Source organism: Streptomyces sp. NPDC040622 (genome assembly GCF_055593965.1).
Genome location: NZ_JBVIXD010000006.1, coordinates 57,007 through 81,044 on the forward strand (window position 1 = coordinate 57,007; position 24,038 = coordinate 81,044).

Annotated in this window: 27 protein-coding genes and 1 pseudogene; 19 read left to right on the plus strand and 9 right to left on the minus strand. The window is 71.2% G+C overall.

Annotated elements, in window-relative coordinates; genetic code table 11:
• Nucleotides 1-4: 4 nt before the first annotated feature.
• The 7 genes from ACZ592_RS17965 (at nucleotide 5) to ACZ592_RS17995 (ending at nucleotide 4,513) form a co-directional block, all read left to right on the plus strand.
• On the plus strand, nucleotides 5-259 hold the full coding sequence (locus ACZ592_RS17965; protein WP_471582532.1) for a MoaD/ThiS family protein: 255 nt from the start codon (nucleotides 5-7) through the stop codon (nucleotides 257-259).
• Between the two features lie 5 nt (nucleotides 260-264).
• Nucleotides 265-1,671 carry a hypothetical protein gene (locus ACZ592_RS17970; protein ID WP_471582533.1) on the plus strand — a complete coding sequence of 469 codons (1,407 nt, stop codon included), beginning with the start codon at nucleotides 265-267 and terminating at the stop codon, nucleotides 1,669-1,671.
• 134 nt (nucleotides 1,672-1,805) lie between these two features.
• Nucleotides 1,806-2,558, plus strand: coding sequence for an LmeA family phospholipid-binding protein (locus ACZ592_RS17975; RefSeq protein ID WP_471582534.1), 753 nt, complete (start codon nucleotides 1,806-1,808; stop codon nucleotides 2,556-2,558).
• 193 nt (nucleotides 2,559-2,751) lie between these two features.
• The gene (locus tag ACZ592_RS17980) at nucleotides 2,752-2,832 is read left to right on the plus strand and encodes a putative leader peptide (RefSeq protein ID WP_350893136.1); all 81 of its coding nucleotides are present in this window, start codon (nucleotides 2,752-2,754) and stop codon (nucleotides 2,830-2,832) included.
• A gap of 146 nt (nucleotides 2,833-2,978) precedes the next feature.
• On the plus strand, nucleotides 2,979-3,824 hold the full coding sequence (locus tag ACZ592_RS17985; RefSeq protein WP_471582535.1) for a sulfurtransferase: 846 nt from the start codon (nucleotides 2,979-2,981) through the stop codon (nucleotides 3,822-3,824).
• Between the two features lie 33 nt (nucleotides 3,825-3,857).
• Complete coding sequence (locus ACZ592_RS17990) at nucleotides 3,858-4,145, plus strand: DUF1416 domain-containing protein (RefSeq protein ID WP_471582536.1); 288 nt, start codon at nucleotides 3,858-3,860, stop codon at nucleotides 4,143-4,145.
• Nucleotides 4,146-4,249: 104 nt separating this feature from the next.
• Complete coding sequence (locus tag ACZ592_RS17995; protein ID WP_471582537.1) at nucleotides 4,250-4,513, plus strand: DUF3099 domain-containing protein; 264 nt, start codon at nucleotides 4,250-4,252, stop codon at nucleotides 4,511-4,513.
• A 42-nt stretch (nucleotides 4,514-4,555) separates the two neighbouring features.
• Here the strand turns inward: ACZ592_RS17995 and ACZ592_RS18000 are convergent, their stop codons facing one another.
• Complete coding sequence (locus tag ACZ592_RS18000; protein WP_471582538.1) at nucleotides 4,556-4,918, minus strand: DsrE family protein; 363 nt, start codon at nucleotides 4,916-4,918, stop codon at nucleotides 4,556-4,558.
• Nucleotides 4,919-5,191: 273 nt separating this feature from the next.
• Here ACZ592_RS18000 and ACZ592_RS18005 point away from each other — a divergent pair, with 273 nt between their 5' ends.
• From ACZ592_RS18005 to ygfZ, 3 genes are read left to right on the plus strand one after another with little or no spacing between them, the layout of a single operon-like run.
• The gene (locus ACZ592_RS18005) at nucleotides 5,192-5,764 is read left to right on the plus strand and encodes a heme-binding beta-barrel domain-containing protein (protein ID WP_361171267.1); all 573 of its coding nucleotides are present in this window, start codon (nucleotides 5,192-5,194) and stop codon (nucleotides 5,762-5,764) included.
• Between the two features lie 53 nt (nucleotides 5,765-5,817).
• On the plus strand, nucleotides 5,818-6,288 hold the full coding sequence (locus ACZ592_RS18010) for a Fur family transcriptional regulator (protein ID WP_471582539.1): 471 nt from the start codon (nucleotides 5,818-5,820) through the stop codon (nucleotides 6,286-6,288).
• 34 nt (nucleotides 6,289-6,322) lie between these two features.
• On the plus strand, nucleotides 6,323-7,288 hold the full coding sequence (gene ygfZ / locus ACZ592_RS18015; RefSeq protein ID WP_471582540.1) for a CAF17-like 4Fe-4S cluster assembly/insertion protein YgfZ: 966 nt from the start codon (nucleotides 6,323-6,325) through the stop codon (nucleotides 7,286-7,288).
• Nucleotides 7,289-7,543: 255 nt separating this feature from the next.
• Here ygfZ and ACZ592_RS18020 read toward each other — a convergent pair whose 3' ends face one another.
• On the minus strand, nucleotides 7,544-8,071 hold the full coding sequence (locus ACZ592_RS18020; protein WP_471582995.1) for a DapH/DapD/GlmU-related protein: 528 nt from the start codon (nucleotides 8,069-8,071) through the stop codon (nucleotides 7,544-7,546).
• A 114-nt stretch (nucleotides 8,072-8,185) separates the two neighbouring features.
• On the opposite strand from ACZ592_RS18020, the gene ACZ592_RS18025 reads away from it, so the two are divergent.
• On the plus strand, nucleotides 8,186-9,115 hold the full coding sequence (locus ACZ592_RS18025; protein ID WP_471582541.1) for a LysR family transcriptional regulator: 930 nt from the start codon (nucleotides 8,186-8,188) through the stop codon (nucleotides 9,113-9,115).
• Between the two features lie 64 nt (nucleotides 9,116-9,179).
• On the opposite strand, the gene dtd is transcribed toward ACZ592_RS18025, so the two are convergent.
• Complete coding sequence (gene dtd / locus ACZ592_RS18030; protein ID WP_471582542.1) at nucleotides 9,180-9,617, minus strand: D-aminoacyl-tRNA deacylase; 438 nt, start codon at nucleotides 9,615-9,617, stop codon at nucleotides 9,180-9,182.
• 161 nt (nucleotides 9,618-9,778) lie between these two features.
• Between dtd and ACZ592_RS18035 the strand changes: the two genes are divergently transcribed.
• A complete protein-coding gene (locus tag ACZ592_RS18035; protein WP_471582543.1) occupies nucleotides 9,779-10,387 on the plus strand; it encodes an RsiG family protein in 609 nt (202 codons plus the stop codon).
• Nucleotides 10,388-10,546: 159 nt separating this feature from the next.
• Here ACZ592_RS18035 and ACZ592_RS18040 read toward each other — a convergent pair whose 3' ends face one another.
• Nucleotides 10,547-10,732, minus strand: coding sequence for a hypothetical protein (locus ACZ592_RS18040; protein ID WP_471582544.1), 186 nt, complete (start codon nucleotides 10,730-10,732; stop codon nucleotides 10,547-10,549).
• 235 nt (nucleotides 10,733-10,967) lie between these two features.
• Here ACZ592_RS18040 and ACZ592_RS18045 point away from each other — a divergent pair, with 235 nt between their 5' ends.
• Entirely contained in the window at nucleotides 10,968-11,873 is a 906-nt protein-coding gene (locus ACZ592_RS18045) for a FadR/GntR family transcriptional regulator (protein ID WP_471582545.1), read from the plus strand.
• Between the two features lie 70 nt (nucleotides 11,874-11,943).
• On the opposite strand, the gene ACZ592_RS18050 is transcribed toward ACZ592_RS18045, so the two are convergent.
• The gene (locus ACZ592_RS18050; protein ID WP_471582546.1) at nucleotides 11,944-12,132 is read right to left on the minus strand and encodes a hypothetical protein; all 189 of its coding nucleotides are present in this window, start codon (nucleotides 12,130-12,132) and stop codon (nucleotides 11,944-11,946) included.
• 125 nt (nucleotides 12,133-12,257) lie between these two features.
• On the opposite strand from ACZ592_RS18050, the gene ACZ592_RS18055 reads away from it, so the two are divergent.
• The 4 genes from ACZ592_RS18055 to ACZ592_RS18070 all read left to right on the plus strand — a co-directional run bounded on the left by ACZ592_RS18055 (nucleotide 12,258) and on the right by ACZ592_RS18070 (nucleotide 16,923).
• Complete coding sequence (locus ACZ592_RS18055; RefSeq protein WP_471582996.1) at nucleotides 12,258-13,175, plus strand: winged helix-turn-helix domain-containing protein; 918 nt, start codon at nucleotides 12,258-12,260, stop codon at nucleotides 13,173-13,175.
• A 63-nt stretch (nucleotides 13,176-13,238) separates the two neighbouring features.
• Complete coding sequence (locus ACZ592_RS18060) at nucleotides 13,239-13,943, plus strand: HAD family hydrolase (protein ID WP_471582547.1); 705 nt, start codon at nucleotides 13,239-13,241, stop codon at nucleotides 13,941-13,943.
• Between the two features lie 91 nt (nucleotides 13,944-14,034).
• The gene (locus tag ACZ592_RS18065; protein ID WP_471582548.1) at nucleotides 14,035-15,963 is read left to right on the plus strand and encodes a phosphotransferase; all 1,929 of its coding nucleotides are present in this window, start codon (nucleotides 14,035-14,037) and stop codon (nucleotides 15,961-15,963) included.
• A gap of 153 nt (nucleotides 15,964-16,116) precedes the next feature.
• Nucleotides 16,117-16,923, plus strand: a complete 807-nt coding sequence (locus ACZ592_RS18070; RefSeq protein ID WP_471582549.1) for a hypothetical protein — start codon at nucleotides 16,117-16,119, stop codon at nucleotides 16,921-16,923.
• On the opposite strand, the pseudogene ACZ592_RS18075 reads toward ACZ592_RS18070, so the two are convergent.
• Nucleotides 16,904-17,131, minus strand: a pseudogene (locus ACZ592_RS18075) (ABC transporter permease); the annotation flags it as partial. The gene ACZ592_RS18070 and the pseudogene ACZ592_RS18075 overlap by 20 nt on opposite strands.
• 205 nt (nucleotides 17,132-17,336) lie before the next feature.
• Nucleotides 17,337-18,035 carry a TetR/AcrR family transcriptional regulator gene (locus tag ACZ592_RS18080; protein ID WP_471582550.1) on the minus strand — a complete coding sequence of 233 codons (699 nt, stop codon included), beginning with the start codon at nucleotides 18,033-18,035 and terminating at the stop codon, nucleotides 17,337-17,339.
• Between the two features lie 67 nt (nucleotides 18,036-18,102).
• On the opposite strand from ACZ592_RS18080, the gene ACZ592_RS18085 reads away from it, so the two are divergent.
• Nucleotides 18,103-20,190, plus strand: a complete 2,088-nt coding sequence (locus ACZ592_RS18085) for a HelD family protein (RefSeq protein WP_471582551.1) — start codon at nucleotides 18,103-18,105, stop codon at nucleotides 20,188-20,190.
• A 21-nt stretch (nucleotides 20,191-20,211) separates the two neighbouring features.
• Here the strand turns inward: ACZ592_RS18085 and ACZ592_RS18090 are convergent, their stop codons facing one another.
• Together ACZ592_RS18090 and ACZ592_RS18095 are read right to left on the minus strand one after the other, a co-directional pair.
• Nucleotides 20,212-21,687, minus strand: a complete 1,476-nt coding sequence (locus tag ACZ592_RS18090) for a peptidoglycan D,D-transpeptidase FtsI family protein (RefSeq protein ID WP_471582552.1) — start codon at nucleotides 21,685-21,687, stop codon at nucleotides 20,212-20,214.
• 102 nt (nucleotides 21,688-21,789) lie between these two features.
• On the minus strand, nucleotides 21,790-22,857 hold the full coding sequence (locus tag ACZ592_RS18095) for an NAD(P)-dependent oxidoreductase (RefSeq protein WP_471582553.1): 1,068 nt from the start codon (nucleotides 22,855-22,857) through the stop codon (nucleotides 21,790-21,792).
• Between the two features lie 110 nt (nucleotides 22,858-22,967).
• Here ACZ592_RS18095 and ACZ592_RS18100 point away from each other — a divergent pair, with 110 nt between their 5' ends.
• The gene (locus tag ACZ592_RS18100) at nucleotides 22,968-23,960 is read left to right on the plus strand and encodes a helix-turn-helix domain-containing protein (protein WP_471582554.1); all 993 of its coding nucleotides are present in this window, start codon (nucleotides 22,968-22,970) and stop codon (nucleotides 23,958-23,960) included.
• Nucleotides 23,961-24,038: the final 78 nt, after the last annotated feature.

Genomic DNA, 24,038 nt, shown 5'->3' on the forward strand with positions numbered 1-24,038 from the left:
TCGCATGGTGAACGGCACCATTCGTTACTGGGCCGCTGCCAAGGCGGCCGCGGGCATCGCGGAGGAGCCGTACGCGGCGGCGACGCTCGCCGAGGCGCTGGACGCCGCCCGCGAGCGGCATCCCGGAGAACTGGTCCGGGTCCTGCAGCGCTGCTCCTTCCTCGTCGACGGCGACCCCGTCGGAACCCGGCGGCATGAGACCGTACGGCTGGCCGAGGGCGGCACGGTCGAGGTGCTCCCGCCGTTCGCAGGAGGATGAGCGCCATGTCCAATCAGCCCTACGAGGGATACGAGGGGTACGACGGGTACGAGCCGTACCCGGACCAGTACCCCGGGCAGCAGCAGCCGGGCCGTCAGTACCAGGACCCGCAGCAGCAGCAGTACCAGGACCCGCAGCAGCAGTACGGGGGCCAGCAGCAGGGGTACCCGGACCAGCAGCAGGGGTACCCGGGCCAGCAGGCCCATTCGCAGCAGCACGGGTACCCGCAGCAGCACCAGCAGCCGTACTACGCCGAGCCCCAGCAGCAGGCCCACCCCCGGCAGGGGGACCAGCAGGCCTACGCCCAGGACCAGCAGCCGTACGCGCAGCCCCAGCAGTACTACGCCGAGCCGCAGCAGTACGCGCAGGACCAGTACACCCAGCAGTGGCAGGGGCAGACCTGGGAGACGCAGGTGCACCGGCCCGTCGCCGCGGTGGACGTGACGGAGACGGCGTACCTGCCCGTGCAGGGCGCGAACGCCGCGTACGGGCAGCCGCTGCCCCCGGAGGACTCCGCCCAGCAGCCCGAGCCGCGGCGGCCCGAGCCGCCCACACCCGCCCCGCGCCCCGCCGACGCGCCCCGCGCCGATGAGTCCGGGGCGTCCCCCGGCGAGAACCCGTCGTACGGACGCGCCACCACCACCGGCAACCCCCGCGTCACCGACGCCCAGCGGGCCCGCGCCGAAGGGCGGTCGCCGATCATAGAACCGGGGATGCAGCCCGCCGCGCTGACCGCGCTGCTCGGACTGCTGATCGCCGCGGGCGCCGCCGTCGGGCAGTACGCGCTGCTCGTACCGCTGGTGCTCCTGCAGGCCGTGACCGCCGCCGGCTGGTTCCGGCTCAACGGCATGTGGCCCGCGCGCCAGGGCATCGCCCTCGCCTTCCTCGGCGGTGTCGTCGCGGACGCCGCGCTGCTGGTCGTCGGCAAGGAGAACGGGCCCGCCGCCATCCTCGGCACCCTCGGCGTGTGGGTGCTGCTCGTCCTCGTGCTGCAGCTGCGCAGCCACGCGAGCGCCGACGAGCGGATGTACGGGCTCATGGCCACGGTCGCCTCGTCCGCGCTCGCGATCGTCGCGGCCGGGCACCTCGCGGCCGCGTCCGACGCCGCGACGGTGGGCGGCATCGCCGTCGCCGTCGCGATCCTCGCCCGCGCGCTGCCGCTGCCCACGCCCGCCTCCGTGGTCGTGGCGCTGCTCGCGGCCGCCGGTTCCGGCGTCGCCGTGGGCGGCATGACGGACTACGGCAGCAAGGGCGCGCTGCTGGCCCTCGGCGCCGGTGTCTGCGCGCTGGTCGGGCACCGGGTGGCCGCCTACGACTACCCGTCGCGCTTCGTGCACATGACGGCGGGCGTCGCGCTGCCGCTCGCCGCCGCGGCCCCCGTCGTCTACGTGCTGGGCCGCGCCATCGGCTGAGCCACCGTCCCGGCTGCCGGCGTTCGTCACAGCTGATCGACAGGTCCCCGGCCGAGCTCTGCGGCCGGGGACCTGTCCTTTAGGCTCGCCGCAGGAACAGTTGGGACGGGGGACAAGGTGGGGGAACGCCGGACATGAGCAAGCGAGCCGTACGCATACTTCTGATCGTCGTCGTGATCCTCGGGGGACTCTTCGTGGCGGCCGACCGACTCGCCGTGAACTTCGCCGAGGGCGAGGCGGCGGACAAGATGCGCACCAGCGAGGGGCTGAGCGAGACGCCCGACGTCTCCATCAAGGGCTTCCCCTTCCTCACCCAGGTCGCGGGCGGTGAGCTCGACGACGTGGAGGTCGGCATCAAGAACTACGACGCCAGGTCCGGCTCCGACTCGATCCGCATCGCCGACCTGGAGGCCCACATGAAGGGCGTGAAGTTCTCCGGCGACTACAGCTCCGCGACCGCCGCGACCGCGTCGGGCACCGCGCGCGTCACCTACGACGAGCTCCTGAAGGCCAGCAAGGCCGAGCCCGTCGAGCTGCCGCTGGGCGCCACCGGCAAGGTGGTCGGCCTCTCCGACGGCGGCAACGGCAAGATCAAGGTCGAGATCGAGGTCAGCAAGGGCGGCGCGAAGCTGCCCAAGCCCGTCCACGTGCTCAGCTCGGTCCGTGTCGAGGGCGACACCATCAAGGTGCACGCCGACCGGATCCCGAAGAACCTCCAGGTCCTCGGCGTCTCCATCCCGCTCCCCGAGGGGATGGCACGGGACGTCACCGACTTCGAGCAGAAGATCGACGAGCTGCCCGCCGGCATCAAGCTGGAGAAGGTCGAGGCGGCACCCGACGGCGTGGACATGTCGGTGACCGGCTCCCAGGTGCGGCTGGCCGGCTGAGCGGTCCTCGCGACCCCGAGTCCGCAGTACGAGACGAAGTCGTCCGGCGGACGGATGTGACGGGGGCGACACCGGGCCCGGGGCCCCGCCGGGGCGGCCCCGGACTTCAACGATTCTCATATCGTGGACGATCGTGTCTCACCATACGGAGCGCCGGTGACACGGCCGCCCCTCCGTCCCTACGATCGGACCCATGCACCGACAGGCGGACCTCACGAAGCGGCGGGCAGTGGACCTGTGCCGCGTCGCCGCCATGCTCTGTCGCACCTTCTGACGGGACGTCCTCCCGTATTCCCCCCAGGCCTGTCGACGCCATCCGTCAGGGCCTCCCCGTGCCGCCGTACGCAGCCGTGCCTCCCCGCACCACCCGTACCGCGCACGCCCCTATGCACCGCCGCAACTGCCCCGGAGGAGAGAAGCATGAGCCGCAGCGACGTCCTGGTAGACGCCGACTGGGTCGAGGCCCACATCGAGGACCCGAAGGTCGTCATCGTCGAGGTCGACGAGGACACCTCCGCGTACGACAAGAACCACATCAAGAACGCGATCCGCATCGACTGGACCAAGGACCTCCAGGACCCGGTCCGGCGCGACTTCATCGACCAGGAGGGCTTCGAGAAGCTCCTCTCGGCCAAGGGCATCGCGAACGACTCCACCGTCGTCCTCTACGGCGGCAACAACAACTGGTTCGCCTCGTACGCCTTCTGGTATTTCAAGCTCTACGGTCACCAGGACGTGAAGCTCCTCGACGGCGGCCGCAAGAAGTGGGAGCTCGACTCCCGCGACCTGGTCGACGGCGCCGAGGTCCCGGCCCGCCCCGCCACCGACTACAAGGCGAAGGCGCAGGACACCTCGATCCGCGCGTTCCGCGACGACGTCGTCTCCGCCATCGGCGCGCAGAACCTGGTCGACGTGCGCTCGCCCGACGAGTTCAGCGGCAAGCTGCTCGCCCCGGCCCACCTCCCGCAGGAGCAGTCGCAGCGCCCCGGCCACGTGCCGAGCGCCCGCAACATCCCGTGGTCGAAGAACGCCAACGACGACGGCACCTTCAAGTCCGACGAGGAGCTCAAGGCCCTCTACGAGGACGAGCAGGTCGACCTCGCCAAGGACACCATCGCGTACTGCCGCATCGGTGAGCGTTCGGCCCTGACCTGGTTCGTCCTGCACGAGCTGCTCGGCCAGACCAACGTCAAGAACTACGACGGCTCCTGGACCGAGTACGGCTCGCTCGTCGGCGTCCCGATCGAGCTCGGCGCCAACAAGTAAGCACGACCGCCCTTTCATCCCCTAGGAGTACGTATGTGTGGAGCAAAGGCCGGCGGCCCCGACGCTTCGACGATCAAGCCCGGTGAGACCACGATCCAGGGCCACGTGACCCGCGACGGCGAGCCCGTCACCGGTTACGTGCGCCTCCTCGACTCGACCGGCGAGTTCACCGCGGAGGTCCCGACCTCGGCGACCGGTCAGTTCCGCTTCTACGCGGCCGAGGGCACGTGGACCGTTCGCGCGCTGATCCCCGGCGGGACGGCGGACCGTACGGTCGTCGCCCGGACCGGCGGTCTCGCGGAGGTCGCGATCGCGGTCTGAGCACGCCGCCGCGCGACGGACGGCCGGAGGGCCGCACCCCAGGGGGTTGGACGCCACTGGAACGGGGTGCGGCCCTCCGGTTCGTTCCGTCCTACGCTGGACGTATGTACGCACGAAGGCGCCATTGGTACTTCGCCATGATGGGCACGTGCATCGCACTGTTCGTCCTGGCGTGGGGCGTCGTGCGGCTCTGGTCGATCCCCGTCGCCGTCGGCATGTGCGTCGTGGCGATGGTGATCCCGCCGCTCGCCGCCATCGTCGCGAACCGGCGCGGCCCCGAGGACCGCTGGTGGGACGACCCCAGCGGGGACGCCACGTCGGACGACTGGTGGGACGAGCTGGACGGGAAGCGGCGCCGGCGCCCCTAGGGGGTGCCGTCTCCGCGACCTCCCCCGGGACCTGCCAGGTGATCAGTAGACGAGCGCCTGGACGCCGTCCGTCATGGCCTCCTGCACGAACACCTGCGCCCCGGCGATCCGCACGCCCTCGATGACGTCCTTCTCCGTGATGTCGCGGCGGGCCGCGCACTGCGTACAGAGGGTGACCAGACCGCCCGCCACGATCGAGTCGAGCAGGTCGGGCAGGGGAGCGGCGTGCGGCAGCCCGAACTCCGCGGCCCGCCCCGGCAGCGCGAACCACGCCGATTCACCGGTCAGCCAGAGCGACACCTCGACCCCGCTGGCCACGGCCACGGCCGCCACCGTGAAGGCCTGCGAGCAGCGCTCGGGGGCGTCGGCCCCGGCGGTCACCTTGATCACGAGCTTCTTCGCCATGGCCGCATCGTAGGCCCGCGCCCACCGGGCCCGTCCCCCGAGGGGGCGACCTCACAGAGAGGGACGGCCGCACCCCGACTACAGTGGGACCGGCTCTGATACCTGCCCCACCGCTCACCGAGGAGCACCCCGTGCTTGAGGCCTTCTTCTCCGCCCTGCTGGTTCTCGTCTGCGTCGGCGTTCTCGCCTTCGCCGGGCTGACCGTGAAGAAGCTGTACCAGGGCCAGCGCTGACGACCCCCACCCCGACCTCCACAGATCGCCTGAGCTTCCCATGATCGAGATTCCGTCCGACCTGAACCCCGACCTCGTCCCCCTCGCCTTCCTCCTCGGCAACTGGGCGGGCGCGGGCGTCACCGACTTCCCCGGCGCCGAGAAGGCGAACTTCGGCCAGGAGGTCTCCTTCACGCACGACGGGCGGGACTTCATCGAGTACCGCTCGTACACCTGGGTGCTCGACGCCGAGGGCAACAAGGTCAAGCCGCTGGAGTCCGAGTCCGGCTTCTGGCGCATCGACAAGGACCGCAAGGTCGAGGTCGTGATGGTCCGCGACGACGGTGTCGTCGAGGTCTGGTACGGCGAGCTGGCCGACCAGAAGCCGCAGATCGACCTGGTCACGGACGCCGTGGCGCGCACCGCCGCCTCCGGCCCCTACACCGGCGGCAAGCGTCTGTACGGCTACGTGAAGGGCGACCTGATGTGGGTCGGCGAGAAGCAGACCCCCGAGGTCCCGCTGCGCCCGTACATGTCCGCCCAGCTGAAGAAGGTCGTCTCCCCGGAGGACGTCGCCGCCATGGCGCGCAACCTCGGTGACCTGCCGGACGACGGCATCGCCTTCTTCAAGTAGACCCGCTCGCCCAAGTAGACCCGCTTTCCCGAAGTGGTCCTAGACTTCTGGGTGTGGCGAGCACCGACTCCGACTGGAAGAGCGACCTGCGTCAGCGCGGTTACCGGCTGACGCCGCAGCGTCAGCTTGTCCTCGAAGCCGTCGACACCCTGGAACACGCGACCCCCGACGACATCCTCTGCGAAGTGCGCAGGACGGCGTCGGGGGTCAACATTTCCACGGTCTACCGCACCCTGGAGCTCCTGGAGGAGCTGGGCCTGGTCAGCCACGCCCACCTCGGGCACGGCGCCCCGACGTACCACCTGGCGGACCGGCACCACCACATCCACCTCGTCTGCCGGGACTGCACCGACGTCATCGAGGCCGGCACCGAGATCGCCGCGGACTTCACCGGCAAGCTGCGCGACACCTTCGGCTTCGACACCGACCTGAAGCACTTCGCGATCTTCGGACAGTGCGAGAAGTGCCGGAAAAAGGCGGAGAGCGCCGAATCCGGCACGGACGGTCCCGCCGACCAGAAATAAAAGCGGCGCCCCACTGGTCGTAGTCTTTGTGAACATGAAGAGCCCCCTGTTGTCCCTGCCCGGCGCCGTCCCCGCCGAGGGCGTGGACGAAGGCGTCGCCGCCCACTACGGCGAACTGTTCCGTGAGCAGCGCGCCCTCGCCGACGGCACCGGATTCGTCGACCTCTCGCACCGCGGCGTCATCACCGTCACCGGCTCCGACCGGCTGAGCTGGCTGCACCTGCTCATCACCCAGCACGTCAGCGAGCTGCCGACGGGCCGGGCCACCGAGGCGCTGATCCTCTCCGCCAACGGCCACATCGAGCACGCCATGTACCTCGTCGACGACGGCGAGACGGTCTGGCTGCACGTCGAGCCCGGCACGCAGGACACGCTCATCGCGTACCTGGAGAGCATGAAGTTCTTCTACCGGGTCGAAGTGGCCGACCGCACCGAGGAGTTCGCCGTCGTGCACCTGCCGGCCGGCTCCATCGCCCCGGTGCCGGACGGCGTCGTCGTGCGCGAGACCGCCCACGGCCGCGACCTGTTCCTGCCGCGGGCGGACCTGGAGACGTACGCCGCCGCCAACGCCCCGGCCGCCGGACTCCTCGCGTACGAGGCGCTGCGCGTGGAGGCCCACCGGCCGCGCCTCGGCTTCGAGACCGACCACCGCACCATCCCGCACGAGCTGGGCTGGCTCGGCACCGCGGTGCACCTGCAGAAGGGCTGCTACCGCGGTCAGGAGACGGTCGCCCGCGTCCAGAACCTCGGGAAGCCGCCGCGCCGCCTGGTCTTCCTGCACCTGGACGGCAGCGAGGTGCACCTGCCGGTGCCCGGCACGCCGCTGCACCTGGCGAGCGAGGGCCCCGAGGGGCGCAAGCTCGGCTTCGTGACCACGGCCGTGCGCCACCACGAGCTCGGCCCGATCGCGCTGGGCCTCATCAAGCGCAACGTGCCGCTGGACGCGGCACTCGTGGCGGGGGACACCGCCGCGGCCCAGGAAGCGGTCGTCGAGCCCTAGAACATGATCGTCACAGTCGTCACAGTCGTCACCCGCGAGCCCGGACCGGCACCGTGCCGAGGGTCGCGGCCGAGCGGTGGACGATCGCGCGCTCGTCGAACCGCGTGGCCGGGCCCGGCCGCTGCTTGAGCAGGGCGAAGGATCGCCCGACCAGGTCGGATCCGGTCCCACTGCCGGTCGGTCGGACCGGCGTGACGAGGCATCAGGACCACACCGCAGAGGTGCTGCGCACCCGGGCCGGCAGCCCGCCCCGGCTCAGTCGATCGTCTTGATCACCCGGGCGGGCACTCCCGCGGCCACGGTGCCGGCAGGAACATCACGGGTGACCACCGCACCGGCGGCGACCACCGCACCGGCACCGATGGTCACCCCTTGCGTGATCACGGCAGCCGTCCCGATCCAGACGTCGTCCTCGATGGCGATCGTGGCGAAGGAGAGGTACTCACGGCGCTCGGCCAGGGGGAGTGGATGGCCTCCGGTGACGAGGCTGACCTTCGGTGCGATCATGACGCCGTTCCCGATACGGATGCCTCCCTTGTCCATGAAGGTGCACCCCTGGTTGACGAAGACGTTCTCCCCGAACGTCGTGTTGAGTCCGTGCTCGGTGACGAACGGCGGGTAGATCACCACCGACTCCGACAGCGGGCCACCGAACACAACGGAAAGTAGTTCCGCACGACCTTCGCTGTCGCTGAACGGAAGCACGTTCAGCCGGGACGTCGCATCGGTCACCTCCACGATCCGCTCCGCATGACGCGTGAACTCAGGCGTCCGGACGTACATGACCTGCTCTGTGCGGGTGGACATGCGCTGATCCCACCACCGCGCAGAACACTCGATCAAACAACCCCGCACCACACCGGACACAACCATTGGCTGTGGAAGTACGGTGGAAGCGTGGATGTTGAAGGGCTCCGGACGTTCGTGGCCGTTGCCGAGACCGGCCAGTTCCAGGCCGCCGCCGACGAGCTGGGGATCAGCCAGCAGGCGGCCTCCAAGCGGATCGCGGCCCTGGAGCGGCACATCGAGGTCACGCTCCTGGTGCGGACCTCCCGAGGCTCCCGGCCGAGCCTGGACGGGCAGGTCTTCCTGCCGCACGCCAAGAAGGTCCTGGCGGCCGTCGAGCAGGCCGAGCAGGCCGTGCGCCCCGGAAGCCGTCCCTTGCGCGTCGATGTCCTCAACCGGCGCATCTCCCCGGCCCAGGCCGTCTACCGGTTCTACCGCTCCCACCCCGGGACGGACCTGGACGCGGTCACTCTGAGCACGGAGAACGCCGCCCAGGCCGCCCGGGCGGTGCTCGAAGGGACCGTCGACGCGTCCTTCCGTGCCGTGCATCCCGACCAGGTCCCGGCCGGGATCAGCACCGAACGACTGCTGGACGCACCCCTGGAGCTCCTGGTCGGACCCGGCCACCCGCTGGCTGACGCGCCCTGGGTCCGTCCCGCGGACCTGGCCGGTCACCGCATCTGGATCCCCGGGATCAGACCGGGCACGGAGTGGGCGGCGTTCTACCAGGCGCTGTCCGAGGCCTTCGGCCTGAGCATCGACGCGCTCGGCCCCGACTTCGGTGACGAGGCCCTGATGGACGCGCTGGCCGACTCGGCCTCGCTGGCCACCCTCGTCGGCAGCGGGGACCGGTACCTGTGGCCCCAGACCCACGATCTACGGCGCATCCCGTTGCACGACCCGACCCCGGTCTACCCGCACGTGCTGCTGTTCCGCAGCGGGGACCAGCACCCCGCGCTGACCGCGCTGCGCGACCATCTGCGCACCGCAGGCCCGCGAACCCCGCACGACGTGTGGGTGCCGCACTGGGCAGACCGCTGACCGGACGACCCGATTGACGGACCCGCCCCGGGGCGCTCAGGGCGGGGACCGGACCCGGGCGTCCTCACATCTCCAACAGCACGGTGAACGGGCCGTCGTTCGTCAGGCCCACCCGCATCTGCGCACCGAAGCGGCCCGTCGCCACCGTCGCCCCGAGGGCGCGGAGCTGTGAGACCACCTCGTCGACCAGGGGCTCGGCCACGTCGCCGGGGGCCGCCGCGTTCCACGTGGGGCGGCGGCCCTTGCGGGCGTCGCCGTAGAGCGTGAACTGGCTGATGACCAGGAGCGGCGCGTCGATGTCGCTGCACGATCTCTCGTCGGCCAGCATGCGCAAGGACCAGAGCTTGCGGGCCAGTTGGGCCGCCTTCTCCTTGGTGTCGTCGTGCGTGACGCCCACCAGGACGCACAGGCCCTCGCCGTCGATCTCGCCCACGGTCTCCGGGCCGTCCTCGCCCTCGACGACGACGCTCGCGCCGTCGACCCTCTGCACCACTGCTCGCATACGGCCATCATGCCGTGCCGCGCACGGCGCCCGGGAGCTGCCCCCGATCCCCCCATCCGGGGCCGATTTAGGGCACTCGTTCACATAGCGGCCACTCGGGGTGGCACCATGCTCACACGCGGTGCAGCCGCGTCGGCCGGTCGAGGGGACGGGTAGGGCAGATGAGCACACCAAGTACGGGGCAGTCGCCCGGCCGTATCTCGCTGCGGCGCACGCAGGTGTCACGGCCGCCCGCGCAGCGCACCGGCGGCCGGCTGCTGCCCGACGTGCCCGAGCACGATCTGGGCGCGCTGCGGCTGCCCGAGCTCCGTGAGCTGCGCAGGGCGGCGCAGCAGGACGAGGCCGACCTCAGCTATCTGCGCCGGCTGCTGCAGGGGCGCATCGACATCCTGCGGGCCGAGATCGCGCGCCGCAGGGAGCCGCACGCGGCGGCGCCGGCGCCGGACGCGACGGTCGTGTCGCGGCTCTCGGAGATCCTCACGGACGCCCCGGCCCGCCACCGCTCCTCGGCCCGGCACGTCACGCTCGGCACCCCGCTCGGCGAGGAGTACCGCATCCTCGCCACGGAGATGCTGGCCGAGGTCGAGCTCTCGGACCTGGCGGCGCGGACGGACGACGAGCTGCACACGGCCATGGGCCGCCTCGTCCGCCACGAACAGCAGGTCTCGCGCCGCCGCCACCTGCTGCAGCGCACCACGGACGACTGCAGCGCGGAGATCGCCCGCCGCTACCGGGCGGGCGAGGCGCAGGTCGACGACCTGCTGACGTGAGCGGGGCGGGCCGGACGGGCGGGGCGCTGACGGGGTCGCGCAGGGCGAGCCCCGGCTCCCCCGTAGCCGGGAGCCGGGGCTCTGTTTGCAACGGCTGACCGGACTCCCGGCTCCCCTCCGGATGGGAGCCCGGTCAGCCGGGCCTGGCGGCCGGGCCTGTCAGCCCGACTGGGCGAGGAGCAGGACGAGCAGTCCGGCTCCGACACCGCTGAGCTTGACGTTCTTGGCCTTGATGCCCACGGTCAGCAGGACGAAGGCGACGATGCCGAGCGGTCCGTACTTCCACTGGACGAGCTGCTCGAAACCGATGGCGAGGACGGCGACGACGAGGGCGATGAGCGGCATGACGGTCCCTCCTTCGGGATCGGGGCGGCGGACCCCGTTCGGTCGGTGGCCAACTGGCTGCCACGGAGCGGGACTTCGTGGTGGCGGCCGACGGCTGGTGGCCAACCCCGGGAGGGTCTGACCATGTCGCCGAAGTTGGCTACCAACTTCAACTGAGTTATCTCCGCGGTGAGTCGACTCATAACCACCTTTCCTGCAACTCCCCTAAGATGGCGCGAAGTTGTACTGTTTGGTTGTGAGCACCGACCATGCCGCGCTCAACGGTCGCAAGCGGCCGCAGCGGTCACACCGCGACGTTGCCGACGTGCTGCGCGACCGGATCAGGTCCGGCTCGCTGCGGCCGGGGCAGCGCATGCCCACGCAGGCCGAGCTGGCCGACGAGTTCGGTGTGGAGCGAGGTGCGGTGCGTGAAGCGCTGCGCATCCTGCACCGGGAGCATCTGCTGTCCAACGTGTCCAAGGGCAGCCCGGCCACCGTCGCCGAGGCCGCGGAGCACGCGCTGTCGGGTCCGGGGTCGGTGCGCCCCCAGCCCACGATGGTCGGTCTGGCCCCACGCATCGCCGCCGCCTTCGAGGCCCCGCACGTAGAGATAGACGCGCTCTGTCTTACGTCCATCTCCCTCACCATGGCCATCGGCGAACCGCTGCGGCAGATCCACGCGGGGCGGCGGAATCCGGCCAAGGTCGACGTCCGGGTGCTGCTGCCGAGCCGCGACATCGACCTCGCGTTCCCCGCGCCCGTCGACGGCGGGGACGACGAGGGGGGCCAGGTCCACCGGCGCTGGCTCGACCAGCGCAACGCGCAGGGGCAGGTGCTGCGCCACAACCTCCTCGCGCTGCGGGCCTCGCACGGCATCGACGTCTCCGTGCAGTTCCGCGCGCTGCCGTTCACACCGCCGGTGAAGCTGTACCTGATCAACGGCTCGGAGGCGCTCTTCGCGTACTACACGCTGACCAAGCGTGACGAGGAGATCGGGCAGGAGTCCCTGGAGATGTACGACGCACAGGGCACGCAGTCGATGCTCTTCCCGTTCCAGCAGGGGGACGGGCTGCGGGACACGACGTTCGTGGAGCAGTCCCACCTGTGGTTCAACGCGCTGTGGAACACGATCAGCCAGGACCTGGAGCTGGCGGCGGGCTAGGCCCTGTCCTCCGTACGAAGACAGGGCCCAGGGGGTCGTTTCCGGTCCCCGGCCGGCCGCCGCTCGGTGGTCAGGCGGCCGGACCCGTCACCATGAGGGCGAGGACGACGGCGCCGATGGAACTGCACGTGGGGTTCTTCGCCTTGACACCTACGGTCAGCAGAAGGAGGCCGACGATGCCCATCGGTCCGTACTTCCACTGCACGAGCTGCTCGATACTGACGGCGACCACGGCTGCGAGGAGGGCTATGGCGGGCATGGTGGTTCCTCCTTCTGCCATCTTGAGCCAGTTGGCAACCAACTCTGCTTTGGTTGTCCCCACTTGGTCCGACTAGATAAACAACTTCCCATCAACTGCCCCGAGATGGCGGTCAGTTGTATCGTCTGGTCGTGACCCAGGAGAACGTGGCAGTGAACGGCAGCAGAAAACTCTCACCCCAGGACATCGCCGACACCCTCCGTGGCCGCATCCGGGCGGGCGAGCTCAAAGCGGGAGAACGCCTGCCGACCCAGGCCGAGCTGGCCGAGGAGTTCGGCGTCGAACGCGGTGCCGTACGCCAGGCGATGAAGAAACTCCAGAGCGAGGGGCTCCTGTCCAACGTGAGCAAGGGCAGCCCGCCCCGGGTCGCGGAGGCGGCACCCGCCGTCGCGGTGAGCGAGGGTCCGCAGCCGTCGATGGTGGCGTTGGCGCCGCGGTTGACGGAGGCGTTCTCGCGTCCGCACGTGACGATCGACGTGGTGTCGTACACCGCGGAGACGCTGATGATCGCGCTGGGCGAGCCGGTGCGGCTGATCCATCTCGGGCAGATCCGGCCGGAATCGATCACGGTGCGCATTCTGCTGCCGAGCAGCGACATCGAGTTGGCGTTTCCGGTGCCGGTCGCGCCCGACGAGGAGGGGCGGCGGCGGCTCCACGACCGCTGGCTCAAGCAGCGCAACGCGCAGGGGCAGGTGCTCCGGCACAACCTCCGTGCCCTGCGCTCCTCGCACGGCATCGATGTCGACGTGCAGTTCCGCGCGCTGCCGTTCACCACACCGGTCAAGCTCTACCTGCTGAACGGGAGCGAGGCGCTGCTCGCGTACTACACGCTCGGCGAGGACCAGGTCGAACTGGAAGGTGATACCGAGGGCGACACCGAGGGCGAAGTGGTGGATCTCTACGACGTCGGGGGCATCCAGGCCACGCTCTTCTCCTTCCGGAAGGGCGGGACGGCCTCGCGCGACACCACGTTCGTGGAGGAGTCGAAGAAGTGGTTCGACGCACTCTGGGCAACCATCACCACGGACCTGACACTCTCTTAGGTGACTCCTGACTCGACGCAATCTGACGCGACCTGGTCCGAGACGGGCAATGACGAGATTGAAATGCTCCGAAATCTGATCGATCCCGTTCGTTTTGTGCTTTTCGACTTCGACGGGCCCATCTGTCGCCTCTTCGCGGGCCACTCGGCGGAACAGGTGGCGAAGGACCTCGTCCAGTGGCTGGGGCGGCGGGGCCTGCACGACCTGCTCACCGCCGAGGAGCGGGCGGAGCCCGACCCGTACGTCGTACTGCGTGCGGTGGACCGTCGCCACCCCGGCAGCGATCTGGTCGACGAACTGGAGGAGTGGCTCACCCGGCAGGAGGTGAACGCCGTCGGGTCCGCCTGGCCCACCGAGTACGTCGACCCGCTGATCCGCACCTGGTCGGCGACCGGCGCGCGGCTCGCGATCACCACCAACAACGCGCCGGTCGCGGTGAGCGCCTACCTCCGCGCACGCGAGATCCTGGAGTGCTTCGCCCCGCACCTCTACGGCCGCACCCGGGACCTGAGCCTGCTCAAGCCCGACCCGCACTGCGTGAACCGCGCCCTGAGCGCCATGGGCGCCGATCCGGCGCTCACCCTGATGATCGGCGACGCGCCGTCGGACTGCGTGGCGGCGCGTGCGGCGGGCGTGGGCTTCCTGGGGTACGCGCGCAACGAGCGCAAGGCGCGCCTCCTGCGCGAGGCGGGCGCGAAGTACCTGGTGGCGTCATTGAAGCCGGTTCTGAAAGTCGTATACGCCGCAGGCGCGCACAAGATGCGGTAAAGGAGCAGGCTGGGGTGGCGAACGGCGCGCCGATGTCCACATTGTGGCAACTGGCAGGAACGGTTCCGTCCAGCGGATACCCTCTGCGCTCATGCCGTCACCTCCGCCTCGCTCCCCCCACGAGGCGCCGAAGAGCGGTCGCCGCGAGTCGTGGATCCGACGCCTCGCCGACACGCACCGGGACCACCCGGAACGCCGCGTCGTGGCCGGTCACCACAACATCAACTACGTCGTGCCGCTCGGCTGGCGGCTGGCGCTGTTGCTGCGCACGATGCCCTTCCGGGCCCGGGTCAAGTGCCGGATGCCGCGCGACACGGTGGAAGTGGTGCCCCGCATCTGGCCGAGTGAAACAGAGCTGCTCGCCGTCGTCAGCCGCCACCTCAAGGAAGTCCCGCGCTGCTTCCGGGACTTCGGCGACTGGTCGCTGCACTCCTACCGGGCCGGACAGGCGCTCTCCGAACTGCTCCCCGAGGGGCCCATCGGGGAGCCCATGCTGCGCTCGTTCGCCGAGTTCTTCGCCAGGACGGCCGGCGTGCCGGACGCGGAACTGCCGGCCAGGCCCGCCGACTGGCCGCGGTCGTGGCGCAGTGAGGATTTCCTGCACTGGCTGGTCGACTTCACCAGGCGCCAGGTGCACGAGCCGAACCGCTGGCGCTTCGACGACCTCTTCGCGGCCGTCGGCATCCGCCCCGACGCGATGGCGGCCTTCCTCGACGACCCGGACCGTCCGCCCCTGACGCCGCGGCCCTTCTGCCTCCTCCATACCGACGTGCACCGCGCCAACGTCGTCGTCGACCGTCGGCAACTCGCCGTCATCGACTGGGAGTTGGCCATGTACGGCGACCCGCTCCATGACCTCGCCACCCATCTCGTACGCATGGACTACGAGAAGGACGAGCAGACCCGGATGAAGGAGCTGTGGGCCGAGGCGATGTGCGCGGCGGGCCACGGCCCGATGACGGTCGCCATGGCCGCCGACCTGCCCGTCTACCTGGACTTCGAGTACGCCCAGTCCGTGTTCCCCGACATCATGCGGGCCGCGCTCGACCTGACCCTGCTCCCCGAGGAGCCGGACGCCGCGGCCTACGCGGGCGCGGCCGCCCGGGTCTGCCGGGCATTGCGCCGCGCCGCCGAACCCCTGAAGCTGGACGAGGTCCCCGACGAGGGACAGACGGAGCGGGCTCTTCGGGAGTGGTGCGGGGGGCCGTTCGGGCGGGGGTTGGGGGAGGAGGGGTGCGCGGCGGGACAGGTGCCGGCCGGCCCCGTCGGTGGCGTGGCCGACTTCGACGAGGTGGCCGACTTCGACGCGCCGGACCTGGAAGCGCCGCGCCGTCTGCTGGCGTCGCCCGCCGAGGCCTGCGTGCTCCTCGACTTCGACGGGGCCCTGTGCAGGCTCTTCCCGGACGGAGTGGCCGGGCGCGTCGCCGACGACCTCAGGGAGGTCACCCGCGGGCATGGCGTCCACGGGTTCTTTTCACCGCACGAGGAGCGGACCGCCGATCCGCACGTCGTCCTGCGTGCCGTGGTCCGCGCGTTTCCGGACAGCGCGCTGGTCGACGAGCTCGAAGCGCTCCTGATGCGGAGTGAGGCGGCGGCCGCGCTGACGGCTCTTCCCGCGCCCGGTGCCCATCGGCTCGTACGGGAGCTGGCCGCGCGCGGCTACCGGTTCGCCGCGGTCACCGACCGCTCGCCCCGGGCCGTCGCCGTGTACCTCCACCGGCACGGCCTCAGCGACGACTTCGGGAGGCATGTCTACGGTCGGTCCGGCGGGCCGGGCCCGGCCGGTCCTGACTCCGGACCCCTTGGCAGGGCCCTGCGCGCGCTGGGAGCGGAGCCCGTCGACGCGGTGATGATCGGTGACACGGAGGCCGGTCTTGCCGCTGCCAGGGACGCCAAGGTGCTCTTCGTCGGCCGCGCCCGTGACGAGGCCGGGGCGCGGCGGCTGCGCGCGGGCGGGGCGGAGTGCGTCGTCCCGGCCCTGGATCCGCTGACGGCTCTCCTGGGGGCGGTCTCTTCCTGACGCTCTTCCTGACCGGCACGGGTGCGGGCACGATGGTCTCCTTTCCGGGACGGTGTGCAACTCACCTGCTGCAAGGGGGACTTGGTGACAGTGAGCCGACGACGTGCCGCCCGCGGGCGGGGCGGGGACCTCTGGGACCGGACGGAGAGCGCCGTGACCAGGGCGCTGCTGATCGGTGTGTTCGTCCTCGGTCTGGTCGCGCAGTTCGTGCGGCCCGTGGGAGACGCGCTGGAGGGCAAGACCTATCTGGGCGGCGCGATTCTCAGCCTGGTGGGATACGTGCTCTACACCGAGGTGAGAGGGCTGAACCGGAGGCTCATCCCCGAGGCCGGCGCCGAGATACGCACGGTCGAACTGCGGGAGCACTTCGACCGGGTGCTGGGATACCGCAGGGCCAGGCGGGTCCGCATCGACGCCGTCGCCTACACGGGGGAGACCATCCAGGATCCGGTCAGCCGCAGCCTGGAGGCCCTGGAGGAGGGCACGCGGCGCGAGGTGCGGGTCCGCATCCTCGTGCCCGACTTCACGGCGCCGATGGCGGTTCCCGGAACGCTGGACGCGCAGGGGCGGGCCGTGGACGATCCGGTGTACCGGGCGCATCTGCTCGGCAAGGTCCAGCGGTACGCCCGTGAACTGGAGATCCTCGCGCAGGTCCTGAGCGAGGAACGCCGGGCCGAGCTGGACGTCCAGTACCGCGTCCTGCGCATCACCCCGCTGCTGAAGTTCTGCCTGATCAACGGCGATGAGCTGTTCGACGGCATCTACGACAAGGTGGTGCAGGGGCCCTCCCCGACGCTCCCGAACCGCCAGGTCCTCGACCTCAAGGGGTACCAGGCGGTGCTGACGCACTGGGGCGCGGAGTCGGGTGCCGTCGGCCGCACGAAGGTCGCGGAGCGGCAGGAACTGTTCGACACCCTCTGGCGCGTGGCCACCCCCCTGGTCAGCGCGCGCGCCTCCTGAACAGCAGCCCCGACACGGCCCCCGAGGCCCCGAGGATCCCCGCGCACCACGCCAGCGCCAGCCACGGTGTGGTGCCTGCGGGCTGGTCGAGGAGGAGGGCTCTGAGGGATTCGATGACCGGGGTCACCGGCTGGTGGTCCGCGAAGGCGTGCAGCCAGCCGGGCATCTTGTCCGTGGGGACGAACGCGCTGCTGGGGTAGGGCAGGAAGCGCACGGTCGACACCCTCACCTCGGCCGACCCCGGCCGTTTCCCCGCACTGCGCCGCCTGCTCGCCGCCGGGGTGCTCGGTGAGGCGGACGCCGAGGACGCCGAGGGCGCGGAGTTCGAGTTCGGGCTCGCGAGGGCTGAGCTCAGGGTCCAGGTGGCCTGGTGGCCGGTGGCCCGGGGCCTCGTGAGGGGTGGGCGCAGGGGTTCAGGCGTAGCGGTTCAGGCCCGAACGGAGTTGGCCGTACGCGCCGTTCGCCGCCGTCACCGCGTCCGCGCGGACCTCGGCCACGGGGTCGCCCGCCGCGACGCGGCGCCAGTTCTCCTCGGCGAGGATCCGCTGCACGGCGACGATCTGTCCTGCGGCCAGGCGCGCTTCGAGCGGGTTGCCGCCGTGGGCGGTCGTCAGGGCGGCGGCGAGGGCCTGTTCGGTGCGGTCCTGGTAGCCGTAGAGGCGGGCCACCAGGGACGGGGTGCCGTAGAGGAGGCGGTGGAAGGCCAGGACGCCGGGGTGGTCGTTCAGGCCGGTGATCGGGTCGTCGCGCTCCAGGCCGTCCAGGAAGTGGGCGTGCAGGGCGTCGAGCGCGGTGGTTCCGGCGGGGCGGGCGGCGACCGTGCGTGCCGCCTCGTCCTCGTGGTCGGCGAAGCGGTGGAGGACCAGGTCCTCCTTCGAGGCGAAGTAGCGGAACAGGGTCGGCTTGGAGATCTCCGCCGCCTCCGCCACCTGCGCGACGGACACCTTGTCGAAGCCCTTCTCAAGGAAGAGGGCGATCGCCGTCTCGGAGATCGTCTCGTATCTGCGCTGCTTCTTGCGTGCGCGCAGGCCCCCTGTCGTGACTGCCTCGGCCGTATCGGCTGCCTCGGCCGTCTCGGCGGGGGTGTGGGTGTCTGTGCTTTCGCCGCTCATGGGGGGAGTGTACAACCCGTTCGATACCTGGTTACGAATTTAACTCGGTTACATTATTCTGGGGCGCATGACGACGACACCCGATGCCCTCGCCCTGGAACGCAGCTACCACGACGCCTGCCGCGCCGCCCTCGTCGGCATGGTCGACGGTGCCCAGGAGCGGGTCGTCGTGGGGGCGGACGTCTCCGCGTCGGGGGCCGACGCCGAAGTGCTCGGCCGCCAGTTCCGCAGCCACGCCAAAGCGATGCGCGAGCTTCCCGAGGCGCCGTTGTTCTTCGGGAGGCTGGACTTCTCCGAGGCCGCCGAGGACGCCGACGCCGCCGGTGATCACCGCGGGCAGCGCTACCACATCGGGCGGCTGCGCATCACCGAGGACCCCGCCGCCCCGCCCCTCGTCGTCGACTGGCGCGCCCCCGTCTCCCGCGCCTTCTACCAGGCGGGTGCGGGTGACCCGCAGGGCGTCGCCGTCCGCCGCAGGTTCGGCTGGGCGCCCGGCAGCAAGGGCGACTCCGCCGACCTCACGGGCATGGAGGACGAGCACCTTTCCGAACACCCTTCCGTGGGCGCGGATGTGGGCGCGGGCGCGGGCCGGCGCCCCGGCGGGCACGGGAGCCGGATCGTCGCCGGGGAGATCGAGCGGCCCCGGGTGGGCCCCATGCGCGACATCGCCGCCACCATCCAGCCCGAGCAGGACGACCTCGTACGCGGTGAACTCGCCGCCTCCGTCTGCGTGCAGGGCGCCCCCGGCACCGGCAAGACCGCCGTGGGGCTGCACCGGGCCGCGTACCTCCTCTACACCCACCCCCAGCGCGTGCAGCGGTCCGGGCTGCTCATCCTCGGGCCCAACCGCACCTTCCTGCGCTACATCGCCGAGGTGCTGCCCTCTCTCGGCGAGACCGGGGTGCGCCAGTCCACCGTCCAGGACGAGATCGCGCGGCACCCCGTGCGCGCCCTCGACGACCCGGCCGCCGCCGTCGTCAAGCACGACGCCCGGATGGCGGAGGTGCTGCGCAGGGCCCTGTACTCCCGCGTCGCGCCGCCCGCCGAGCCCGTCGCGGTGCCGGACGGTTCGTACCGCTGGCGGGTGCCGCTCGGCGACCTGGAGCGGATCATCGAGGACGTGCGGCGCGAGGAACCGCCGTACGCCGTCGGGCGCGAGCGGGTGCGGAGCCGGGTCGTCCGTGCCATCCAGGAGCAGGCCGAGCGCCGGGCAGGGCCGCAGAACAACACCTGGCTGCAGAAGATCGGGCGGGCCCGTCCGGTGAGCGCCTTCGTCGACGCGGCCTGGCCCAGGGTCCGGGCCGGCGAACTGCTCGCGGGACTGCTCGGCGACGCGGCCGCGCTGGCTGCCGCGGCCGACGGCGTCCTCACCGAGGAGGAGCAGCGGGCGATCCGGTGGGGCCGGCTCCCGCGTTCGTACAAGTCCGCGAAGTGGACCGCCGCCGACCTCGTCCTCATGGATGAGATCGAGGGGCTCATGGAGCGGCCCGCCGGGTACGGGCACATCGTCGTCGACGAGGCGCAGGACCTCTCGCCCATGGAGTGCCGGGCCATCGCGCGCCGCGCGGACTTCGGCTCGCTCACCGTCCTCGGCGACCTCGCGCAGGCCACCACCCCCTGGGCGGCCCGCAGGTGGCCCGAGCTCCTCGTCCATCTGGGCAAGCCCGACGCCACGGTGGCCCCGCTGACCGTCGGCTTCCGTGTGCCGCGCGCCCTCGTGGGCCTCGCCAACCAGCTCCTGGCCCGCCTCGACGTGGCCGTACCGCCCGCCACGTCACTACGCGCGGACGGGGAGTTGAGGATCAGGGAGACGGACGACGTGGTCGCCGCGGCCGTCGACGCGGTACGCGACGGGCTCGGCCGGGAGGGTTCCATCGGGGTCATCGCCGCCGACCGTGACGTGGAGCGGCTGGGCGCGGCCCTCGCCGCCGCCGGGATCGATGCGGCGGGCCCCGACGAACTGGGCGCCCGCGTGACCGTGCTGCCCGCCTCCGTCGCCAAGGGCCTGGAGTACGACCACGTCGTCGCCGTCGAACCGGCCGCCGTCGCGGAGGCCGAGGCGCGCGGCCTGCACCGGCTCTACGTGGTGCTGACCCGGGCCGTCTCCCGCCTCGACGTACTGCACAGCAGGCCGCTTCCTTGGGAAGAGGCGTGAATCCTGGCCCCTGCGGTCGCCTCAGCGCTCCAGGACCGCCTCCATGACCGCCTTCGCGATCGGCGCCCCCAGTTTGCCGCCCGCGATCTCCGAGCGCGGGATGCTCATCTTGGACGGGTCGACGAAGACGGCCACCGCGACCGGCGACTCGCCGTCGTCGTTCTTGGCGTAGGAGACGAACCAGGCGTACGGCCGCTCGTCGTTGACGTCGGCGCCGTGCTGGGCCGTGCCGGTCTTGCCGCCGACCGTGACGCCGTCGATGCGCGCCTTGTTCGCCGTGCCGTTCTCGACGGTGTTCTCCATCATCTCCTGCACCGTCTTCGCGGTCTTCTCCGAGACGGCGCGGTCGAGCTCGTGCGGCTCGCCCTTCTCGATCGTCGAGAGGTCCGGGCCGCGCAACTCCTCGACCAGGTACGGCTTCATGACCCTGCCGTCGTTGGCGAGGCCCGCCGTGACCATCGCCATCTGCAGCGGCGTGCTGGACACGCTGCCCTGGCCCATGCCGGTCAGCGCGGTCTGCGGCTTGTCGAGCTTCTCGGGGTAGCTGCCGGCCACCGCGCGCACGGGGATGAACTGCTGTTCGTTGAAGCCGAACTTCTCCGCCGTCTCCCGCATCCTGTCCTTGCCGACCTTGAGCGCGAGGTCGAGGAAGACGTTGTTGCAGGACCACTGCATGCCGGTCTTCATCGACACCTTGTCGCAGTTGGCGTCGGGCACGTCGTTGCCGATGCGGGTCGAGCTGAGGGGGAGCTTGTACGGGGTCTCGGCGCCCGTCGGCTCGTCGATGTCCGTCACCACACCGTGCTCCAGGGCGGCCGCCGCGGTGAGGATCTTGAAGGTGGAGCCCGGCGGGTAGATCTCGCGCAGCGCGCGGTTGCTCAGCGGACTGTCCTTACGCTTGTCGAGCGCCTTGAACCTGGCGCTCTCCGCCTCCGAGATGCCCGCGAAGACCGAGGGGTCGTACGAGGGCGTGCTGGCCAGGGCGAGCACCTTGCCGGTGCGGGGGTCGAGCGCGACCACCGCCCCCTTGGCGTCGAGGTTCACCAGGCCTTCGTAGGCCGCCTTCTGCGCCTTGGGGTCGATCGTCGTCACGACGTCGCCGCCCTGCTGCGGCTTGCCGGTCAGCATGTCCAGGGTGCGCTTGATGAAGAGCCGGTCGTCGTTGCCGCTGAGGATGCCGTTGTGGACGCCCTCCAGGAAGGTGGCGCCCTGCGCCTGCGAGAAGTAGCCCGTGATCGGCGCGTACATCGGGCCCTGCTTGAAGACCCGCTTGTACTTGAAGTCGGTGCCGTGGGTCGTCTTCGAGTCCGTGATGGACTTGCCGCCGACGATGATGTCGCCGCGGGGGTGGGAGAAGGCCTCGATCTGCACGCGGCGGTTCTTCGCGTGGTTCGCCAGCTTGTCGTTCTCCGCGAACTGCACCCAGGTCGCCCGCAGCAGCAGGGCGAGTGTGAGGATGCCGCAGAAGACGGCTATGTGGCGCAGCGGACGGTTCACGGCTGGCTCCCCCCGGTGCCGACGGACGAACTGTTCGATCCATCCTGTCCGCTCCGGGGGCGGCGCAGTGGGGAAACGGTGGATCCGGGGGCGCTGTGCCGGCTATCCGTGGTGCGGGCGCGCGTCCGGGTTCCTCAGCACCTCGATCACGCTCGCGTAGCTGTCGCCGCCGTGGCCCGCCCCGGCCGCCCGCTCCATCGTCGACTTCAGCAGCCGCGGAAGGGAGTTGTCGATGCCGCGGAGCTCCGCCGCGTGCAGGAGGTGGTCGATCGTGGCGATCTGAATGTCGACGGTGGCGTCGACGGGCTCGCCGGGGCCCGGGTAGCCGCCCCGGTCCACCTGCGGCGCGTACGTCGTCAGGAAGCCGGCGACCGCGCCGCCCAGCCAGCGCAGCGCGACCCGGGTGAACGCCGTGGCCGACGTCCCCTCGGAGGTCACCAGGGCGGTGCCGTGCAGCCAGCCCGTGAACGTCGCCCACATCAGGCCCAGCAGGGCGGAGTCGTACAGCGAGGCGAGACCCGGCTCCGGGCCGAGGTGGACCGGGTCGCCGAGTGCGGCGAGGGTGGGACGGTGGGCCGCGAAGACCGCCTCCGCGCCGCTGTACAGGAACATCATCTCGGGGCTTCCGACGCCCGGCGGGGTGGTCATGATGCCGCCGTCGAGATACCCGGCGCCGTGCGAAGCGGCCCACGCGGCCATGGCGTCCGCCTGCTCCGGAGATCCGGAGGTGAGGTTGACCAGGGACTTTCCTTCGAGGCCGCCCGCCGCGGCCGGCCGGTCAAGGACGGTGTGCAGCGCGTCGTGGTCCAGTACGCAGGCGAGCACGAGGTCACCGGCGGCGACGGCCTCCTCCGGTGTCGCGGCCACGCGCGCGCCGCGGCCGGCCAGCGGAGCGGCCTTCTCCGGGGAGCGGTTCCAGACGGTGGTGGGGTGGCCGCGCTCCAGGAGGGCGGCGGCGAGGGCGGATCCCATGAGGCCGAGGCCCAGGACGGTGACGGGGGCGGGGCTCCCGGGGTTTGCGGAGGTCCCTGTGTTCGCGGTGTTCGCGGTGTTCGCGGTGTTCTCGGGGTGCGTGGGGTTCCCTGTGTTCTCGGGGTTCGCTGTGTTCTCGGGGGTCCCTGTGTTCGCGGCGGTGTCTTCGGCGTTCGTGATGTTGTTCTCTGCGGTCATGCGGATCACGCTCGCAGGGCCCGGCGCCGCCCGACAGTTGCAGGGGTGACGGTGATCACCAAATTCCTGCCAGCCGTCGAGGGGCACCCTCGCCCTCGTACGCTCGGGGCATGAGCGCTGGTTCCGTCGCGGTCGTCGTGGCCGATGAGATCGGGATCCCCTCCTGGGATCTGTACGAAGTGAGCATCCCCTTCACGGTGTTCGGAAAGCCGCAGCCCGACCTGTCCGACGACTGGTACGACCTACGGGTGTGCGCGACGGGGGAACGGCACGGCACCGGGGGCGACTTCGGCCTCTCGCTGCGCACCCCGTACGGCCTCGAAGGGCTGGCCGGCGCCGACACCGTCGTCGTGACCTCGGTGCCGGACGCGTGCGTGGAGCGGGGCGAGCCGTTGGCGCCGGGTCTCACCGACGCGCTGCGCCGGGCCCACGCGGCGGGCGCCCGGATGGTGTCGCTGTGCACGGGCGCCTTCGCGCTCGCCGAGGCGGGCCTCCTCGACGGCCGCAGGGCCACCGCCCACTGGATGCACACCGCCCAACTGGCCGCCCGTCACCCGAAGGTGACCGTCGACGACTCCGTCCTGTACGTGGACGACGGCGACGTCCTGACCAGTGCGGGGCTGACCGCGGGACTCGACCTCTGCCTGCACCTGGTCCGCCGCGACCTGGGCGCGCACGTCGCCAACCAGCTGGCCCGCCGCATGGTGGTGCCCGCCCACCGCCCGGGCGGCCAGGCCCAGTTCATCGACCTGTCCGTGCCCGAGACGGACGACGCGGGACTCGGACCCGTACTGGACTGGGCCCGCGCGCGCCTGGACCGGCCGCTGACCGTCGACGAGCTGGCGCGCCGCGCGGCGATGAGCCCGCGCACGTTCTACCGCCGCCTCCAGGCCGCCACCGGCACGACACCGCTCCAGTGGCTCCTGAACCAGCGCGTCGCCCGGGCCCAGAGCCTCCTGGAGAGCACGGACCTGCCCGTCGAGAAGGTGGGCGAACTGAGCGGCCTCGGCACGGCGAACAACCTCCGCCACCACTTCCTCAAGCAGGTCGGGGTGTCACCCGGCGACTACCGGCGCGCCTTCTTCAGCCGCCCGGCCGCCTGAGCGAACCCCTTCGCGCGGTGGCACCGTCAGCGCTCCCGAAGCGGCGCGGCGCAGAGTCATCCCTGTCAGGCAGAGCGG

What these genes read in the sequence shown, in the direction of transcription:
- ACZ592_RS17965 (WP_471582532.1), top strand. Translation starts at nt 5, where the DNA reads ATGGTGAACGGCACCATTCGTTACTGGGCCGCTGCCAAGGCGGCCGCG.
- ACZ592_RS17970 (WP_471582533.1), top strand. Translation starts at nt 265, where the DNA reads ATGTCCAATCAGCCCTACGAGGGATACGAGGGGTACGACGGGTACGAG.
- ACZ592_RS17975 (WP_471582534.1), top strand. Translation starts at nt 1,806, where the DNA reads ATGAGCAAGCGAGCCGTACGCATACTTCTGATCGTCGTCGTGATCCTC.
- ACZ592_RS17980 (WP_350893136.1), top strand. Translation starts at nt 2,752, where the DNA reads ATGCACCGACAGGCGGACCTCACGAAGCGGCGGGCAGTGGACCTGTGC.
- ACZ592_RS17985 (WP_471582535.1), top strand. Translation starts at nt 2,979, where the DNA reads ATGAGCCGCAGCGACGTCCTGGTAGACGCCGACTGGGTCGAGGCCCAC.
- ACZ592_RS17990 (WP_471582536.1), top strand. Translation starts at nt 3,858, where the DNA reads ATGTGTGGAGCAAAGGCCGGCGGCCCCGACGCTTCGACGATCAAGCCC.
- ACZ592_RS17995 (WP_471582537.1), top strand. Translation starts at nt 4,250, where the DNA reads ATGTACGCACGAAGGCGCCATTGGTACTTCGCCATGATGGGCACGTGC.
- ACZ592_RS18000 (WP_471582538.1), bottom strand. Translation starts at nt 4,918, where the DNA reads ATGGCGAAGAAGCTCGTGATCAAGGTGACCGCCGGGGCCGACGCCCCC.
- ACZ592_RS18005 (WP_361171267.1), top strand. Translation starts at nt 5,192, where the DNA reads ATGATCGAGATTCCGTCCGACCTGAACCCCGACCTCGTCCCCCTCGCC.
- ygfZ (WP_471582540.1), top strand. Translation starts at nt 6,323, where the DNA reads ATGAAGAGCCCCCTGTTGTCCCTGCCCGGCGCCGTCCCCGCCGAGGGC.
- ACZ592_RS18020 (WP_471582995.1), bottom strand. Translation starts at nt 8,071, where the DNA reads ATGTACGTCCGGACGCCTGAGTTCACGCGTCATGCGGAGCGGATCGTG.
- dtd (WP_471582542.1), bottom strand. Translation starts at nt 9,617, where the DNA reads ATGCGAGCAGTGGTGCAGAGGGTCGACGGCGCGAGCGTCGTCGTCGAG.
- ACZ592_RS18035 (WP_471582543.1), top strand. Translation starts at nt 9,779, where the DNA reads ATGAGCACACCAAGTACGGGGCAGTCGCCCGGCCGTATCTCGCTGCGG.
- ACZ592_RS18040 (WP_471582544.1), bottom strand. Translation starts at nt 10,732, where the DNA reads ATGCCGCTCATCGCCCTCGTCGTCGCCGTCCTCGCCATCGGTTTCGAG.
- ACZ592_RS18050 (WP_471582546.1), bottom strand. Translation starts at nt 12,132, where the DNA reads ATGCCCGCCATAGCCCTCCTCGCAGCCGTGGTCGCCGTCAGTATCGAG.
- ACZ592_RS18060 (WP_471582547.1), top strand. Translation starts at nt 13,239, where the DNA reads ATGCTCCGAAATCTGATCGATCCCGTTCGTTTTGTGCTTTTCGACTTC.
- ACZ592_RS18065 (WP_471582548.1), top strand. Translation starts at nt 14,035, where the DNA reads ATGCCGTCACCTCCGCCTCGCTCCCCCCACGAGGCGCCGAAGAGCGGT.
- ACZ592_RS18080 (WP_471582550.1), bottom strand. Translation starts at nt 18,035, where the DNA reads ATGAGCGGCGAAAGCACAGACACCCACACCCCCGCCGAGACGGCCGAG.
- ACZ592_RS18085 (WP_471582551.1), top strand. Translation starts at nt 18,103, where the DNA reads ATGACGACGACACCCGATGCCCTCGCCCTGGAACGCAGCTACCACGAC.
- ACZ592_RS18095 (WP_471582553.1), bottom strand. Translation starts at nt 22,857, where the DNA reads ATGACCGCAGAGAACAACATCACGAACGCCGAAGACACCGCCGCGAAC.
- ACZ592_RS18100 (WP_471582554.1), top strand. Translation starts at nt 22,968, where the DNA reads ATGAGCGCTGGTTCCGTCGCGGTCGTCGTGGCCGATGAGATCGGGATC.